Source organism: Streptomyces sp. NBC_01214 (assembly GCF_026340975.1).
GTDB lineage: Bacteria > Actinomycetota > Actinomycetes > Streptomycetales > Streptomycetaceae > Streptomyces.
In genome coordinates this window covers 3,408,566-3,423,799 of record NZ_JAPEOS010000001.1, presented here as the reverse complement: position 1 = coordinate 3,423,799, position 15,234 = coordinate 3,408,566, and the positions used below count along the sequence as shown (strand labels likewise).

Genomic DNA, 15,234 nt, shown 5'->3' with positions numbered 1-15,234 from the left:
CGCCGTGGACCTCACCCTGCTCTACCGCGGCCCGCTCGCCTCCTGCGACTACGACTGCCCGTACTGCCCCTTCGCCAAGCGGCGCGACACCACGGCACAGCTGCGGGCCGACCGGGCCGCCCTCGACCGGTTCACCGGCTGGGCGCGCTCCCGTGCCGGTGAGGACCGGCTCTCCCTCCTGTTCACCCCGTGGGGCGAGGGGCTCGTCCGCTCGTGGTACCGCCGCGCACTCGTCGACCTCTCGCACCAGCCGCACGTCGACCGCGTCGCCATCCAGACCAATCTGAGCTGCCGCACGGACTGGCTCGCGGAGGCCGACCCCGCCGCGCTCGCCCTGTGGTGCACCTACCACCCGGGGCAGACCCCGTACGAGCGCTTCCTGGGCAAGCTGCGCGACCTCGCCGACCGGGGCATCCGCCACAGCGTCGGCATCGTCGGCCTCCCCGAGAACCTGGAACACGCCCGCAGGCTGCGCGCCGCGCTGCCCGCCCACGTCTACCTGTGGGTGAACGCGGCCGACGGCCACACCTACACCGACGCCGAGGCCGGTACGTGGACCGCCCTCGACCCGCTGTTCCCGTACAGCCGGCACCCGCACCGCTCGGCCGGACTGCCGTGCCGCACCGGTGAGTCGGTGATCTCGGTGGACGGCGACGGCACGGTCCGCCGCTGCCACTTCGTCCGCGCCGAGCTCGGCAACCTCTACGACGGCAGCTACCGGACCGCGCTCGGCCCGCGTCCGTGCCCGCTGACCACCTGCGACTGCCACATCGGCTACGTCCACCTGGAGACGCTGCCGCTCTACGACGTCTTCGCGGGCGGCGTCCTGGAACGCGTCCCGGCGGCCCGCACGCCCCCGGCGCCCCTGGTTCCCCTGCTCAGGAGGCCCCCGGCAGCGGGCTGACCGGCCGCCCCCCGGCCGCGATCTCGTCCCGCAGGCGTACGGCGAGCCCGCCCCGATCGCCGAGATCGCGTGCGGTGGTCACTCCCGTGGCGAGCAACCGCCCGGCCCGGTCGGCCATCGCGGCGTAGAGCTCGGCGTCCGAGCAAGGTCGTCATCCTCTCCCGGACCCCACCGGAACGCTATAAACTTAGGTCAGCCTAACTCCCGCTGCCGCTAGGAGACTTCATGCCCCCGGAGACCGCCTTCGCCGCGTACGGGCTGCCCGGTGAGCCGGGGTCCGAGGAGTTCTGGGCGGCGGCCGCGGGGCCCGGGGCGGTGCCTGCCGTGGGCGGGGGCTGGACGACCCTGTTCCTGTGGCGGGGCGCCGCGGCCCGGATCGGCTTCGAGAGCTGGTCGCCGGAGGTCCCCCTGCGCCGCTGGGGCGACACGGACTGTTGGTACGCCGAGGTCCACATGCCCGCTCGACTGCGGGTGACCTACCAGTTCCTCGTGGACGACGCCGCGCACGCCGACCCGTTCAACCCGGCCGGGGCGGGCGGTGACCGGTCCGTCGCCGCCACCCCGGACGCTCCGGCCCAGCCGCACTGGCCCGCCTTCGGGGCGGATGACGTCCTGCCCCTCCCGCGGACCCGGGTCCGCTGGGCGAGCGAGCGGCTCGGCGGGCGGCGGACCGTACGGGTCCACGCGGCGGGCGGCGGCGGGCCCGTGGTGCTGCTGCTGGACGGGGACGACTGGCTGTACCTGCACCCGGCCATGACCGCCTTCGACTCCGCCGTCGCCGCTGGTGAGATGCCCCCCGTCACCCTCGTCTTCCTGCCGACGAAGGACCGGGAGGCCGAGTTCGGGTGCCGGCCGGAGCTGTGGGAGGCGGTCCGGGACGAACTGCTGCCGCTGGTCGCGGAGTCCGGCGCACCCGTGGACGGGGAGCGTCTGGTGGTCGCCGGGCAGAGCCTGGGCGGGCTGAGCGCGGTGTACGCGGCCCTCGCGTTCCCGGACCTGGTGTCCCGGGTGGCCTGCCAGTCGGCCTCGCTGTGGTGGACACCCGGCGCCGTGCGGTCGGCGGACCCCCTCGGCGGCCCGGTCGGCGGCTCCGTCGCCGCACGCCTGCGGGAGCGCCCCGACCTGTCCGGCCTACGGATCGCCTTCGACGTGGGGGAACACGAGACGCGGATGCTGCCCCACTGCGAGCTGGTCGAGACCCTGGCGGAGCGGGCCGGAGCGACCGTGCGGGCTTCCCGGTCGGCGTCGGGCCACGACCGTGCGGGCTGGCGCCAGGCCCTGCTCCGTGACGTGGCCTGGGCCCTCGGCTAGGTCCTGTCGCCACAGGGGCGTCGGCCGAGCCCGCGGCGTCCGGTGCCGTACGGGGCGAGGCGGAGGCGCGCTCCGTGTACGGGACGTACGCGGGCGCCCCGACGACCTGGGCGTCCCCCGGACGGAGTCCGGGGGATCAGGTGCGGCGCCGGGCGGCGCGGGCCCGACGGGACGTTGACGACAGGGCATGGGGCGTGACCGGCGGGGTCCAACGGGTCAGCGGGCCACCGCCAGGCAGTACTCCTCGTCCCCGGCGAGGAGGTTGCGGTGGGTGTCCTCGGCCGTGATGACCCCGTCGTCCAGGACGAGCACGCGGTCGGCGGCGTCCAGGAGGGCCGGGCTACTGGTGATCACGACGGTGGTGCGGCCCCGGCGCAGTTTCGCGATGTTGCGTGCGATGAGCTGCTCGGTGACCGCGTCCACGGCCGTGGTCGGATCGTGCAGGACGAGGATGTCGGAGTCGGCGGCCAGGGCGCGGGCCAGGGACAGCCGCTGGCGCTGGCCGCCGGAGAGGTTCGCACCGCGGTCGCGGACCCCGTGGTCGAGTCCTTCGCGGTGGAGGGCGACGACGTCGGTCAGCATGGACGCCTCGACGGCCTCGGCGACCGTGCGGCTGGTGCCCGACGGGTCGATGTTCGTGCGGAGCGTGCCCGCGAAGATCTCTCCGTCGTACGGGTTCACCAGCATGTGCGCGCGGACCGCCTCGATCGACAGGGCGGCGAACTCCTCCCCGCTGACCCGCACCACTCCTTCGTACGCGTGCGGCGGGACCTTGACCGCCAGGATCGCGGCGAGGTCGGCCGCCGCCCGCGGCTGGTAGGGGGCGATCGCCACGAACTCGCCCGCCGGGACCTGGAACTTCAGGGCGCGCAGGGCCCCGTACCGGACGCAGTCGACCTCCAGGCCGCCCCCGGCGGCCGGGCGCTCCGGCCCGTGGGTGGCCACCGGGGGCGCGGTCAGGACCAGCGCCATGCGCTCGGCCGAAGCGCGGGCCATCATCACGTATTTGGGCATGTCCGAGAACAACTTCAGCGGTTCCATGATGAACTGGGCGAGCCCGACGGCCATGACCAGCTCCCCGACGGTGATCCGGCCGTTGAAGGCCAGCCAGCCGGCCGTCAGGGTCACGCCGGCGGCGAGCGCCGCGTTGAGGGCCGTTGCGGTGCCCGTGTAGGCGCCGTTCACCCCGGCCACGGTGATCGCCTGGCGCTTGGCCTCCGTGCTGACCTTCCGGTAGGACCGGAAGGCGGCGTGGTTGCCGCCGAAGCCGTGCAGCGGGCGCAGGCCGGTGATCAGGTCGGCCACCTTCGCGCCCGCCCGGGCCACCCGGGCCTGCTGTTCGCGGGTGCTGGAGCCGATCCGCCGGGACATCACGCTCAGGATGGAGAGGATCAGGGCGGTGCCCACGATCACCAGCAGGCCGAGCCGGACGTCGGCCAGTCCCAGGGCGACCGCCGCGACCAGCACGGCGACCAGTGAGCTGATCAGCAGCGGCACCACCTCGATGATGTCGGCCGTCTGGTCGGCGTCCTCGGTGGCGATGGTCAGCACCTCGCCGGACTTGAGGCCGGCGTCCCTGGCGACCGGTTCCAGCCCGCAGTCCGCGACCCGCACCCGCCAGCGGTGCGCCTCGGTCGTGTTGGCCTTCTGCAGGATGCGCATGCCGAACCGCCACGACAGCGACACGGTCGTGATGATCACTGCCAGCGCGCCGATCGACAGGGCGAGCGCACCGGGGCTGCGGTCCTGCATCGTGTGCTCGACGATCAGGCCGAGCGCGATGGGGAAGGCGGTCTCACCGGCCTGGTACAGGCCCATGAGGACGGTGCCCCAGGTCATGGCGCCGATGTTGCGGCGCAGGGCGGTCTTGAGGATGTCGGACCCCGGTCGGGGCCGCTGCGTGTCAGGACTTTTCATCGAGGTGACGGGCAATCATTTCCGGGGTTCGCAACGTGAAGAGATCACGGACCGTGATCACAGGACCGTACTCCCGGCGGAGCAGGCCGATCAGCCGCACCGCCAGCATGGAGTGCCCTCCCAGGGACACGAAATCGCTCAACGCGCTCACCTCGTCGTCGTCCAGGTCGAGTGCTTCGGCGAAGAACTCGCACACGACGGTCTCGGTCTCGGTCTCCGGGCCGCGCTCCCCCGCCGTGGTCAGCGTGCCGAGCGGCTTGGCTTCCGGCAAGGCCTTGGTATCGGCCTTCCCGTTCACGGTCAGCGGGATGCGGTCGACTTGGGCGTAGTGCGTCGGGCGCAGGAAGTCCGGTAGCCCCGCGCCCACTTCGGCGGCGACCGCCGCCAGGTCGGAGCCGTCGAGCACGAGGTAGGCGGCCAGTCGGTACGCGCCGTCGACCTGCGGGTCGGGCTGGGCGACCGCGGCGGTGAACCGCACCGCCGGGTGCGCGGCGAACGCGGCCTCGACCTCGCCCAGTTCGACGCGGTGTCCGCGGATCTTGACCTGCTGGTCGGTGCGGCCCAGGTACATCAGGTTGCCGTCGGGGCGCCGGGCCACCAGGTCCCCGGTGCGGTACATGCGTGCGCCGGGTGCGCCGAAGGGGCAGGCGACGAACCGGTCCGCGGTCTGGGCGGGCTGCCCGAGGTAGCCGCGGGCGATGCCGATGCCCGCCACGTACAGCTCGCCGGGGACGCCGTCCGGCAACGGCCGCAGCCACGGGTCCAGGACGTACACGTCCGTGTTGTCGATGGCCACGCCCACCACCGGGTCCTGGCATTCGAACGTGCCGACGCCCAGGGTGTTGATGGTGTATTCGGTGGGGCCGTACAGGTTGTAGCCGGCCGTGCCCTCGGTGTCGGCGAGCCGCTGCCACAGGGTCGGGGTGACGGCCTCGCCGCCCAGCAGCACCAGGGCCGGCCGTCGCTCGGGGTGGTCGAGCAGGCCCTCGGCCACCAGCTGCTGCGCGTAGGTCGGGGTCACGTTGATGACGTCGATCCCGTGCTCCAGGCAGTACTCGACCAGGCGCGGGGCGTCGCGGCGCAGTTCCTCGTCGCAGATGTGCACCTCGTGGCCGTCGGCGAGCCAGAGCAGCTCCTCCCACGACATGTCGAAGGCGAAGGACACGGTGTGGGCGATGCGGAAGACCCGGTGGCCGTGGTCCGCCAGTACCGGCTCGAAGATCCGGCGCTGGTGGTTGATCAGCATGTTGGTGAGCCCGGCGTACTCGGTCACCACGCCCTTCGGCCTGCCGGTGGATCCGGAGGTGTAGATCGTGTACGCGGGGTGGCGCAGGCGGTGCGGGTCGTCGGGTGCGAAGGTCACGAACGGCTCGGCCCCGGGCAGGGGGCGGTCCAGTTCGATCAGGTCGCCGGTCAGCCGGGGCGACACGGCGCTCACGGTGAGGGTCACGTCCGGGCGGGCGTCCGCGACGATGGCCGCGATCCGTTCGTCCGGGTGGTCGAGCTCCAGCGGTACGTACGCGGCGCCCACGCGCAGTACGGCGAACAGCGCGACGATCGAGTCGAGGGAGCGCGGGACGGCGAGGGCCACCGTCGTCTCGGGTCCGATGCCGCGTGCGGCAAGCACGCCCGCCAGCTCGCGGCTGCGGTCCCGGAGCCGCTCGAAGGTCATGGTCCGGCCGTGGGCGACGAGCGCGATCCGCTGCGGATCGCGGTCGGCCGCCAGGTCGAACCGGTCGACGACGGTGTCCGTGCCGACCTCCGTGCGCGCGGCGGGCACCGGCTCGGGCCCCGCGCCCGGCAGCCCGCCCAGCGGCCCGGTGGCGCGGGCCATCTCTGCGAGCAGGTCCAGGTAGTCGTCGAGGAGCCGTCGGGCCGCCCCGGTGTCGTGGTCGCGGTACTCCAGCTTGACCGTGAGCCGGTCGCCGGGGGTGACGACCCAGGTGAACGGGTAGTGCGTGGAGTCGTCGGCCCGTACCGCGGTGATGCCGTGCCGGGTGTTCATCTCGGCGAACGCGTCCATGTCCAGGAAGTTCTGGAGCACGAACAGGTTGTCGAACAGGGTGTCGTGACCGCCGGCCCGCTGGATCTCGCCGAGCCCGAGGTGCTCGTGCTCCATCGCCTCGACCCGGGCCGCCTGTACGGCCGTCAGGTACTCCCGGACGGTGTCGTCCGGCCGGGCCCTGGTCCACATGGGCACGGTGTTGAGCAGGACGCCGACGACCTCGGAGAGGTCCTCGCCCTCGCGGCCGGAGACGGTCACGCCGAACACGGCGTCGGCGCGGCCCGTGCGGGCGCCGAGCAGGAGTCCGAAGGCGCCGGTCAGCACCGAGTTGAGGGTGACGCCGTACCTCCGGGCGACGTCCCGCAGCAGCTGTGACCCTTCGGCGGAGAGGGTGTGCACGAGCGTGCGCGGCAGGTCGTCGACCAGGGCCGGCGCCGGTCCGGCGAGCAGCGTCGGGCCGGGCAGACCGGTCAGGTGCTGCGCCCAGAAGCGTTCCGAGACGGCCGGGTCCTTGGCGTCGAGCGCCCGGGCGTAGTCCTCGAACCCGGGCATGGCAGGGGTCGGGTGCGTCAGTTCGCCGGCCACGGCGGCCTCGTAGGCGTCGAACAGGTCCCGCAGCACGATCTCGCGGGACCAGCCGTCCCACAGCAGCAGGTGGTAGCTGAGCAGCAGGCCGTCGCGGTCGCCGGGCAGCCGCACCACGGTCAGGCGGATCAGCGGCGGTTCGCCCGGGTCGAAGCCGGTGTCGCGGTCGCGGGCGAGCAGGGCGTCGACCTCCGCGTCGCTCGCGAGCTCGACCGTACGGACGCCGACCCGCCGGCCCGCGCCCAGGACCTGGACGGCCTTGCCGTCGTCGTCGGTGGTGAAGCCGGCGCCCACGACCGGGTGCCGGGCGATCACCCAGGCCATCGCCTCGGCCAGCGCGTCGGTGTCCAGGCGCCGGTCGAAGGTGAACCAGCTCTGTGCGACGTAGTGTCCGGCCGGGCCCGCCAGCTGCGCCTGGAAGAACAGGCCGCGCTGGAGCGGGGTGACCGGCGCCGTGCGCTCGGCGGTCGTGGAGGCGACCGCGATGTGTTCCAGGGCGGCGCGCCAGTGCTCGGTGATCTCGTCGGGTACGCCCTCGGCGAGGGTGAAGACCGCGTGCAGGCTTCCGGTGGCCGCGTCGGTCCAGGCATTGACCTCGACGGCGTACGGGCTGCCCTCGTCGACGCCGGTGAGGTGGAGGGCCTGCGACTCGCTGCCCCGACCGAGGTAGTTGAACAGCACCTGCGGGCGGGCGGTGAGCAGGGGGGCCGTCTGCGGGTTGAGGTACCGCAGCCCGCCGTACGCGACGTGCGCGCGCTCGTCCGGCTGGCGTTCGAGGACCTCGCGGGCCGCGGCGACGGGGTCGGTGTGCGCGGTGAGGCGCACCGGGGCGATGGCGGTGAACCAGCCGACCGTACGGGTGTAGTCGTGGTGTGCCGAGGCCGGGACCCGGCCGTGCCGCTCCAGCTCGATCGCCAGGTCGGTGGGCGAGGGCTGGATGCGGGTGAGCGCGGTGCGCAGCGCGCCGCACAGCAGTTCGGTGAGGCCGACGCCGAGTGCGGCGGGCGCGGTGCGCGTCACGAGGTCGCTGACCTCGGGCGGGAGTACGACCGTCCTCTCGCGCGGCCGCTCGGCCACGGGCAGCAGCGGGGGTGCCTGGAGGGTGGTGATCCAGTGCCCGAGGCCGTCGGTCTCGTGGGCCGAGCGGTCGGCCAGTGCCTGGGCGTACTCGGCGTAGGAGGTGGTCGGCGGCGCGAGCGGGTTCCCGCGCAGGGCGGTGGCGATGTCGTCCAGCAGTACCAGCCAGGAGACGGCGTCGACGGCGAGGTGGTGCACGGTGACCACGAGGGTCCCGGTCGCCTCCAGCCAGGTGAACGCGATGACGTCCCCGGTTTCGGGGTCGAGCCGTCCGGCGGCTTCGTCCGCGGCGGCCGTCGCGTCGGGCGCGTCGCTGCGTACGACGGTGACCGCGCGGGCGGGTTCGGTGCGCAGGGCCCACACCCCGTGGTCGGTGCGCAGCCGCAGCCGCAGGGCCGGGTGGGCGGCGACGACGGCGTTCGCGGCGCGCTCGGCGTCGGCGTGGCCGGTGCCCTCGGCCGTGACCAGGGCCCGGGCCTGGGCGAACCGGGCGAGGGATCCGCCGAGTTCGCGCCGGCGCAGGATGATCGGGGTCGGTGTCAGCGGGCCGTCCTCGCGGGGTGCGGGGGCGGGTGCGCCGGGCGCCGCGGGGTGCGGGGTGTGCGTCGCCAGGTGTTCGGCGAGCGCGCGCGGGGTCCTGAGCAGGAACACGTCCCGGGGGGCGATCGCGAGGCCCAGGGCCCTGGCCCGGTTGACGACGGTGATGGCGAGGATGCTGTCGCCGCCGGCCCGGAAGAAGTCGCTGTCGCCGTCGACGGCGGTGCCGGGCAGGGTCTCGGTGAAGACGTCGACCAGGGCCGTGAGCGCGGAGCCGGTCGTGGAGGCGGTCGTGGAGGCGGTCGTGGAGCCCGTCGTGGCGGCCGGTACGTGCTCCGGTGTGCCGTACGCCGCGGCGCGTGCGGTCAGGGCCTTGCGGTCCAGTTTGCCGTTGACCGTCAGGGGCAGGGCGTCGACGGACAGGACCAGGCCGGGGACCATGTGGGCGGGCAGCTTCGGGGCCAGCAGGCCGGCCAGGGCGGCGGTGTCGAAGGGGACCCGGCCCACGACGTGTGCGACCAGGTGGTCCGCGCTGTCGGCCACGGTGACGGCCGCGTCGACGACGCCGTCGAGTTCCCGGATCGCGGACTCCACCTCACCGAGCTCGATGCGGAAGCCCTTGAGCTGCACCTGGTCGTCGGCCCGGCCGGTGAACTCCAGCTCGCCGTCGAGGGTTCGGCGGGCGAGGTCGCCCGTGTGGTACATGCGGGAGCCGTCGGCCGCGAAGGGGTCCGCGACGAACCGGCCCGCGGTGAGGGCCGGGCGGCCCAGGTAACCGAGGGAGACCTGGTCGCCGGCGACGTAGATGGCGCCCACCCGGCCCGGCGGGACCGGTCGGAGCCGGTCGTCGAGCAGGTGGGTGACCAGTCCGGGGATCGGGCCGCCGATCGGGCTGGCCCCGGCGCCGAAGCGGAAGTCCTCGTCGGTCAGGACCCGGTGCGTGACGTGCACGGTGGTCTCGGTGATGCCGTACATGTTGACCAGCTCGGGCCGGGCCGTCCCGTGCCGCTCGACCCAGCCGCGCAGCCGCCCGGGATCCAGTGCCTCGCCCCCGAAGACGATCCGGCGCAGGGTGGTGACGGGTGCGTCGGCGTGCCGGTCGGCCTCGATGAACTGGTAGAAGGCGGAGGGGGTCTGGTTGAGGACGGTCACCCCGCGCTCGCGCACCAGGCGGTGGAAGTCGACGGGTGAGCGGGTCAGTGCGTACTCCGGCACGAGGAGCTCGCCGCCGTGCGCCAGCGCGCCCCACAGCTCCCACACCGCGAAGTCGAAGGAGTACGAGTGGAACTGGACCCACACGTCGTGCGGGCCGAAGTCCATGTCGGGTCGGGTGTTCGCGAGCAGGGTCACCACGCTGGAGTGCGGGACGACGACGCCCTTGGGCCTGCCGGTCGACCCGGAGGTATAGATCACGTACGCGGGATCGTGCCAGTCGGCCCCGGGCCCGCCGGCGTCCCCGGCGACCTGGGCGTCTCCGGTGACCTGGCCGTCTCCGGTGACCTGGGCGTCTCCGGTGACCTGGGCGTCCTGCGGCGGCAGCTCCCCCTGGACGAGCACGCGGGCCGGTACGCCCGCCCGGGCCAGGAGCCGCGTGAAGCGGTCCCGGTGCTCCCGGTCCACGAGCACGACCTGCGGAGCCGCGTCGGCGAGGACGTACTCCAGTCGTCCGTCCGGGTAGGCGAGGTCCAGCGGTACGTACGCACCGCCCGCGGTGACGACGGCGACGAGGGCGATGACCTGTTCGAGGGAGCGCGGGACGGCGACGGCGACCCGTTCGCCCGGCCGGACACCGGCGGCGCGCAGGGCCGAGGCCAGCTCGTCCTTCGCGTCGGCCAGTTCGCCGTAGGTCAGTGACCGGCTGCTGCCGTCGAGGGCGCACTGGGTGACGGCGACGGCGCCGGGATCGCGGTGCGCGGCGGCGTCGAACAGTGCGCCCAGCGTCGTCGGGGTGATCGGGGCGGGGGTCCGGGTGCCCGTGGGAGCCAGGTCGTCGACGAGGTCGTCCGGCCGGGTGAGCAGGCCGGTGAGGGTGCGGGTGAAGGTGTCCAGGACCGTCCGGGCGGTCGACTCCCGCACCAGCGCGCCGTCGTAGATCAGGTTGAAGCGGGGGCGGCCGTCGAGGGCGCGCTCCACCACGAGGGTCAACGGGTAGTGCGGGGCGCCCTCGTTCACGATGTCGCTGATGACGAGCGTGTCCTCGGGCCCGCGCAGGTCCGCGACGTCGGTGGCCACGTCGAACACCACCAGGGTGTCGAAGAGCGGGCCGGCTCCGCTCAGGCGGCTGATGCGTGCGAGCGAGACGTGCTGGTGCGCCAGCACCGCGCTCTGGTGGTCCCGGACCGAGGCGAGCAGGTCGCGCGCCGGGGTGGTGGCGGCCCACCGGGCGCGCACGGGGATCGTGTTGATGAACAGGCCGACCATGTCCCCGATGCCGGGCACGTCCGCGTCGCGCCCGGACACCGTGGAGCCGAAGACGACGTCCCTGGCGTGCAGGAGGCCGCCGAGCGTGACGGCCCAGGCGCTGTGCACGGCCACGCTGAGCGGCACACCGGCGGACCGGGCTGCCTCGTCGACGTCCCCCTCCGGGGAGGTGGCGGTGTCGGCGAACCGGTCGGACGGCGTGTGCCCCTCGGCGACCAGCGAGGGGCCGGGGAGTTCGGCAAGCTGCTCTCGCCACACCCGGTCGCTCTCGTCCTCGTCGCGTCCGGCGAGCCAGCGCACGTAGTCGGTGAAGCCGCCGAGCGGGTGCACGGTCCCCGGTGCGTGGTATTCGGTCAGCAGTGCGCGGAGCATCGGCGGCACCGACCAGCCGTCGGCGATGATGTGGTGCACGGTCTGCACCAGGACACTGCGGGCGGGGCCCGTACGGATCAGCGTGTACCGCATCAGCGGTCCGCTCGCCAGGTCGAACCCGGCACGGCGGTCGCGCTCGGCGTGCTCGCGGATCTCCTCGTCGGTGATGCCGGGGCGGTCCAGGGTGGTGAACGGGGCCTGGACCCCGCCCTCCAGTACGGACACCACGCGGCCGTCCGCGAGGGCCGTGAACCGTGCGGCCAGGTTGGGGAAGAGCGTGAGCAGTCGGGTGGCCGCCGCGGCGAGCCGCTCGGCGTCCACCTCGCCGTCCAGGGTCAGGAGCTGCTGCTCGACGTAGCTGCCCGCGGAGTCGTCGTCGAAGACCGAGTGGAAGTAGAGGCCCTCCTGGAGCGGGGTCAGCGCCAGGACGTCCCGCAGCGCCGGGCCGTCCAGCTCGTCGACGTCGGCCTGGGTGAGTGCGCGCAGGGCGAAGTCGCTGGGCGAGTGGCCGCCCGTGCCGAGTGCGGTCAGGTCGACGACGGCCAGTGCGGCCAGTCCGGCCAGGGCTTCGCGGAAGTACCGGCCGATGGTCTCGATGTCCTGGTCGCCGAGCAGCCCGTCGGGCCAGGAGAGGGTGGTGACCAGTTCGTACGCGCCGCCGGCCGTGGCGGGTTCGGCGATCGCGTTGAACTCCAGGGCGCGCGGGAGCCGCATCCGGGGGTCGCGCTTCTCACCCAACTGGCCGGTAGTGTGGGCGAGTTCCCAGTCACCGGCGGAACCCGCGTCGAACCGGCCCAGGTAGTTGAACAGCACCTGGGGTGCGGGCGCGTCGAACGCGGCGTCGGCCAGGTAGCGCAGGGCGCCGTAGGAGACGCCGTTGCTTGGCACCCGGGCGAGGTCCTCCTTGACCGCCTTGAGCGCGGCGACCAGGTAGGCGGGGGCCGTCAGGTCGGCGGCGGCGCCGGGGTCGACGGTCACCGGGAACAGGGTGGTGAACCAGCCGACGGTCCGCGACAGTTCCGGCTCGAAGCCGGCGGAGTCCGCCACGTGGCGTCCTTCGCGGCCGTGGCCCTCCAGCTCGATGTGCGCGAACGTCTGGTCCTGGCCGAGGTCGCGGCGCCACCGGGCGAGGGTGACGGCGAGCGCGGTCAGCAGCACGTCGTTGACCCCTGCGTGGAACCTCGCGGGAACCTCGCCCAGGAGCGCGGCCGTGACCTCGGGGCCGACCGAGAGGGTCGTCGTGCGTTCGCGGGCGACGGTGTCGGTCGCGGACAGCGCGCGCCGGCCCAGCGGCGCGTCCGCCCCCGGCAGCGCGCGCCGGTAGTGGTCGCGGTCGGCGTCGAAGCCCGCCCGCTCCAGCAGCTGCGTCCAGCGCCGGAACGACGTGCCCACCGGGGGCAGGTCGATGGGCGCGCCCGAGACGTACCAGCGCCAGGCCGTGGAGAGGTCCTCCATCAGGATCCGCCAGGACACGCCATCGATGACCACGTGGTGGGCGACCAGGACCAGCTGGCGCGCCTCGCGGCGCCAGACGGCGCGCAGCATCACGCCGTCGGCCGGGTCCAGCCCGTCGGTGGCGAGCGCGACGCACGCGTCGAGGGGCAGGTCGCTCTCCTGCCAGCGCGTTACGGCGTGCTCCGCCTCCGGGATCTCGAAGCTCCAGCGCTCGCCCCGCACCAGCTTGGCGCGCAGCATGTCATGCCGTGCGACCACGGCGGTGAGGACGGCGTCGAGCCCGTCGGCCGTCAGGTCCGCCGGGGTGTTGAGCACCACCGACTGGACGAAGCCGTCGATGGCGTCCGTGGTCGCGCCGAGCCACTGCACGATCGGCGATCCCACGACCGTACCGGTGGCGACGTCGCCGTGGTCCACGGCGGCTGCCTCCCGGTCCGCGACCGCCGCCAGCGCGCCCACGACGCTGTTGGTGAAGATCTGGCGGGCCGTGACGTGGAGGCCCGCTTCGCGCAGGGCGCTCAGCAGGGAGATCGCCAGGATGCTGTCCCCGCCGAGCTGGAAGAAGTCCTGGTCGACGCCGACCGCGTCGCGCCGCAGCACCGCCGCGACCGCCGCGCACACCAGGCGCTCGTTCTCGGTGACGGGCGGGGCGAGCGCGCCCGCACCGGTCTGGGGCTCCGGCAGCGCGCCCCGGTCGAGCTTGCCGTTCGCGGTGAGCGGGAACTCCTTCATCACGACGATGTGGGTGGGCACCATGTACTCCACCATGTGCCCGGTGGCCCACTCCTTGACCTCGTCGGCGCGCAGGTCCTCGCTCCCGGTGGCGGGGATCACGTAGCCCACGAGGTAGGTGCCGCCGGCCGTGTTCTTCTTCGCGACGACGCAGGTGTGGCGTACCGCGGGGTGCTCGGCGAGGCCGACCTCGACGTCCTCGATCTCCAGCCGCATGCCTCGGATCTTGATCTGGTTGTCGGCGCGGCCGAGGAAGTCCAGGGATCCGTCGGGGGCGAAGCGGGCGAGGTCACCGGTGCGGTACAACCGGGACCCGTCCGTGGCGAAGGGGTTCGCGACGAACCGGGAGGCGGTCAGGCCGGGCGCGCCCACGTAGCCGCGCCCGAGCAGGAACCCTCCGACGTACAGCTCGCCGCCGACCCCGAACGGGACCGGACGCAGCTCGTCGTCCAGCACGTACAGCTGGGTGTTGGGGTTGGGCTTGCCGATCGACGTCGACAGGCGTTCCGCGGCGCCTCGGTAGATCACGTGCGAGACGCCGATGGTCGTCTCGGCCGGGCCGTAGCCGTGGTACATGGGTATGTCGAGCCGGGTGCGGAAGCGCTCGTACAGCTCCGGGGTCAGCACCTCGCCGCCGCACCACACGTGCCGCAGGCTGTCGAGGCGTCCGGAGTCGCCCGCGATCTCCAGCAGTACGTCCAGCATGGACGACACGAGGTAGGTGAAGGTGACGCGCTGCTCGGCTATCACGCTCAGCAGGTGGTGCGGGTCGCGTTCGCCGCCGGGGCGCAGGACCACGAGCCGGCCGCCGCACACCAGCGGCAGGAAGATCTCGTTGATGGAGATGTCGAAGGACAGCGGCGCCTTGAACAGGGACGCGTCGTCGTGGCCGAAGCCCAGGATCTCGTCGACCTGCCACAGCAGGCGTTCGCTGATGGCCTCGTGGCGGATCATCGCGCCCTTGGGCCGGCCGGTCGAACCGGACGTGAAGATCACATAGGCCAGGGCGTCGCCGGGGACGGTGAGAGCGGTTCCCTCGCCGGGGTAGGAGCCGAACCGCCAGTCGCCGAGGTCGACGGGCACGGCTTCCGGTTCGTCCGGGGCGTGTTCGCCCGAGTCGTTGAGCTGCAGTACGACGCGGGCGTCGGCGATGACCACGGAGCGGCGCGCGGCGGGCCACTGCGGGTCGAGGGGGACGAAGGCGGCTCCGGCCTGGAGCACGCCGAGCAGGCCGATGACCATGGCGGCGGAGCGGTCCAGGGAGATGGCGACGACCTGTTCGGCGGTGACTCCGCGTGCGATCAGGTGGTGGGCCAACTGGGCCGAGAGCTCGGCCGCCTGGCGGTAGGTCAGCGAGCGGTGCTCGTCGACGATGGCGACGGCGTCCGGCCGCAGGCGGGCCTGCTCGCGGAACAGCTCGACGATGGTCGGGCGGATCCGGTCCGCCCCGGTGTCGTTCCACTCGGCCAGGGTCGCGAGTCGCTGCGCGACACCGGACGGGCCGATGGTGGAGAGGGGCCGGTCCGGGAAGTCGGCCAGGTCGTCCAGGGCGAGCTGTGCGTCGGCCGGTACGACGCCTTCCGAGAGGGTGATGCTGCGGCCGTCCTCCCCGTCCGGGCCGTCCGTCCCGACCTCCCAGCCGGCGGCTGCGGCACCGCCGTTGTCCGCCCAGCCGAGGACGTCGGCGAACAGGGTGCCGGGGGTGAGTTCCAGGCCGTCGGGGCTCTGTCCCGTGGCCCAGTAGGCCAGTGCGATGGCGCAGGCCCGGGCGATGGTCGTATCGCCGTAGTCGCCGGATCGCCGGCGCACGTCGGCCAGGCGGGTGGCAGGAAGCAGCACGAGACGAGCGGTCGATTCCGTCATCGCAGGCTCAACGCCCTTTCCACATCGATATGTTGGCCCAACCGAAAAAAGGGGC

4 protein-coding genes and 1 pseudogene are annotated in these 15,234 nt (G+C 73.4%); 2 read left to right on the top strand and 3 right to left on the bottom strand.

Going from position 1 to position 15,234, the window contains the following annotated elements; genetic code table 11:
• The first annotated feature begins 4 nt into the window (after window positions 1-4).
• Complete coding sequence (locus OG594_RS16120; RefSeq protein WP_266599417.1) at window positions 5-904, top strand: STM4011 family radical SAM protein; 900 nt, start codon at window positions 5-7, stop codon at window positions 902-904.
• Window positions 905-914: 10 nt separating this feature from the next.
• Here OG594_RS16120 and OG594_RS16115 read toward each other — a convergent pair.
• Window positions 915-1,037, bottom strand: a pseudogene (locus tag OG594_RS16115) (amidohydrolase family protein); the annotation flags it as partial.
• A 92-nt stretch (window positions 1,038-1,129) separates the two neighbouring features.
• On the opposite strand from OG594_RS16115, the gene OG594_RS16110 reads away from it, so the two are divergent.
• Complete coding sequence (locus tag OG594_RS16110) at window positions 1,130-2,215, top strand: alpha/beta hydrolase-fold protein (protein ID WP_266599415.1); 1,086 nt, start codon at window positions 1,130-1,132, stop codon at window positions 2,213-2,215.
• 216 nt (window positions 2,216-2,431) lie between these two features.
• Here OG594_RS16110 and OG594_RS16105 read toward each other — a convergent pair whose 3' ends face one another.
• Together OG594_RS16105 and OG594_RS16100 are read right to left on the bottom strand one after the other, a co-directional pair.
• Window positions 2,432-4,132: an ABC transporter ATP-binding protein gene (locus OG594_RS16105; protein WP_266599413.1), complete on the bottom strand. Its 1,701-nt coding sequence runs from the start codon at window positions 4,130-4,132 to the stop codon at window positions 2,432-2,434.
• Complete coding sequence (locus tag OG594_RS16100) at window positions 4,119-15,179, bottom strand: non-ribosomal peptide synthetase (RefSeq protein WP_266599411.1); 11,061 nt, start codon at window positions 15,177-15,179, stop codon at window positions 4,119-4,121. Before OG594_RS16100 ends, OG594_RS16105 begins: the two co-directional genes overlap by 14 nt.
• Window positions 15,180-15,234 lie beyond the last annotated feature (55 nt).

Coding starts and splice junctions, on each gene's coding strand:
- OG594_RS16110 (WP_266599415.1), top strand. CDS start 1,130: ATGCCCCCGGAGACCGCCTTCGCCGCGTACGGGCTGCCCGGTGAGCCG.
- OG594_RS16105 (WP_266599413.1), bottom strand. CDS start 4,132: ATGAAAAGTCCTGACACGCAGCGGCCCCGACCGGGGTCCGACATCCTC.
- OG594_RS16100 (WP_266599411.1), bottom strand. CDS start 15,179: ATGACGGAATCGACCGCTCGTCTCGTGCTGCTTCCTGCCACCCGCCTG.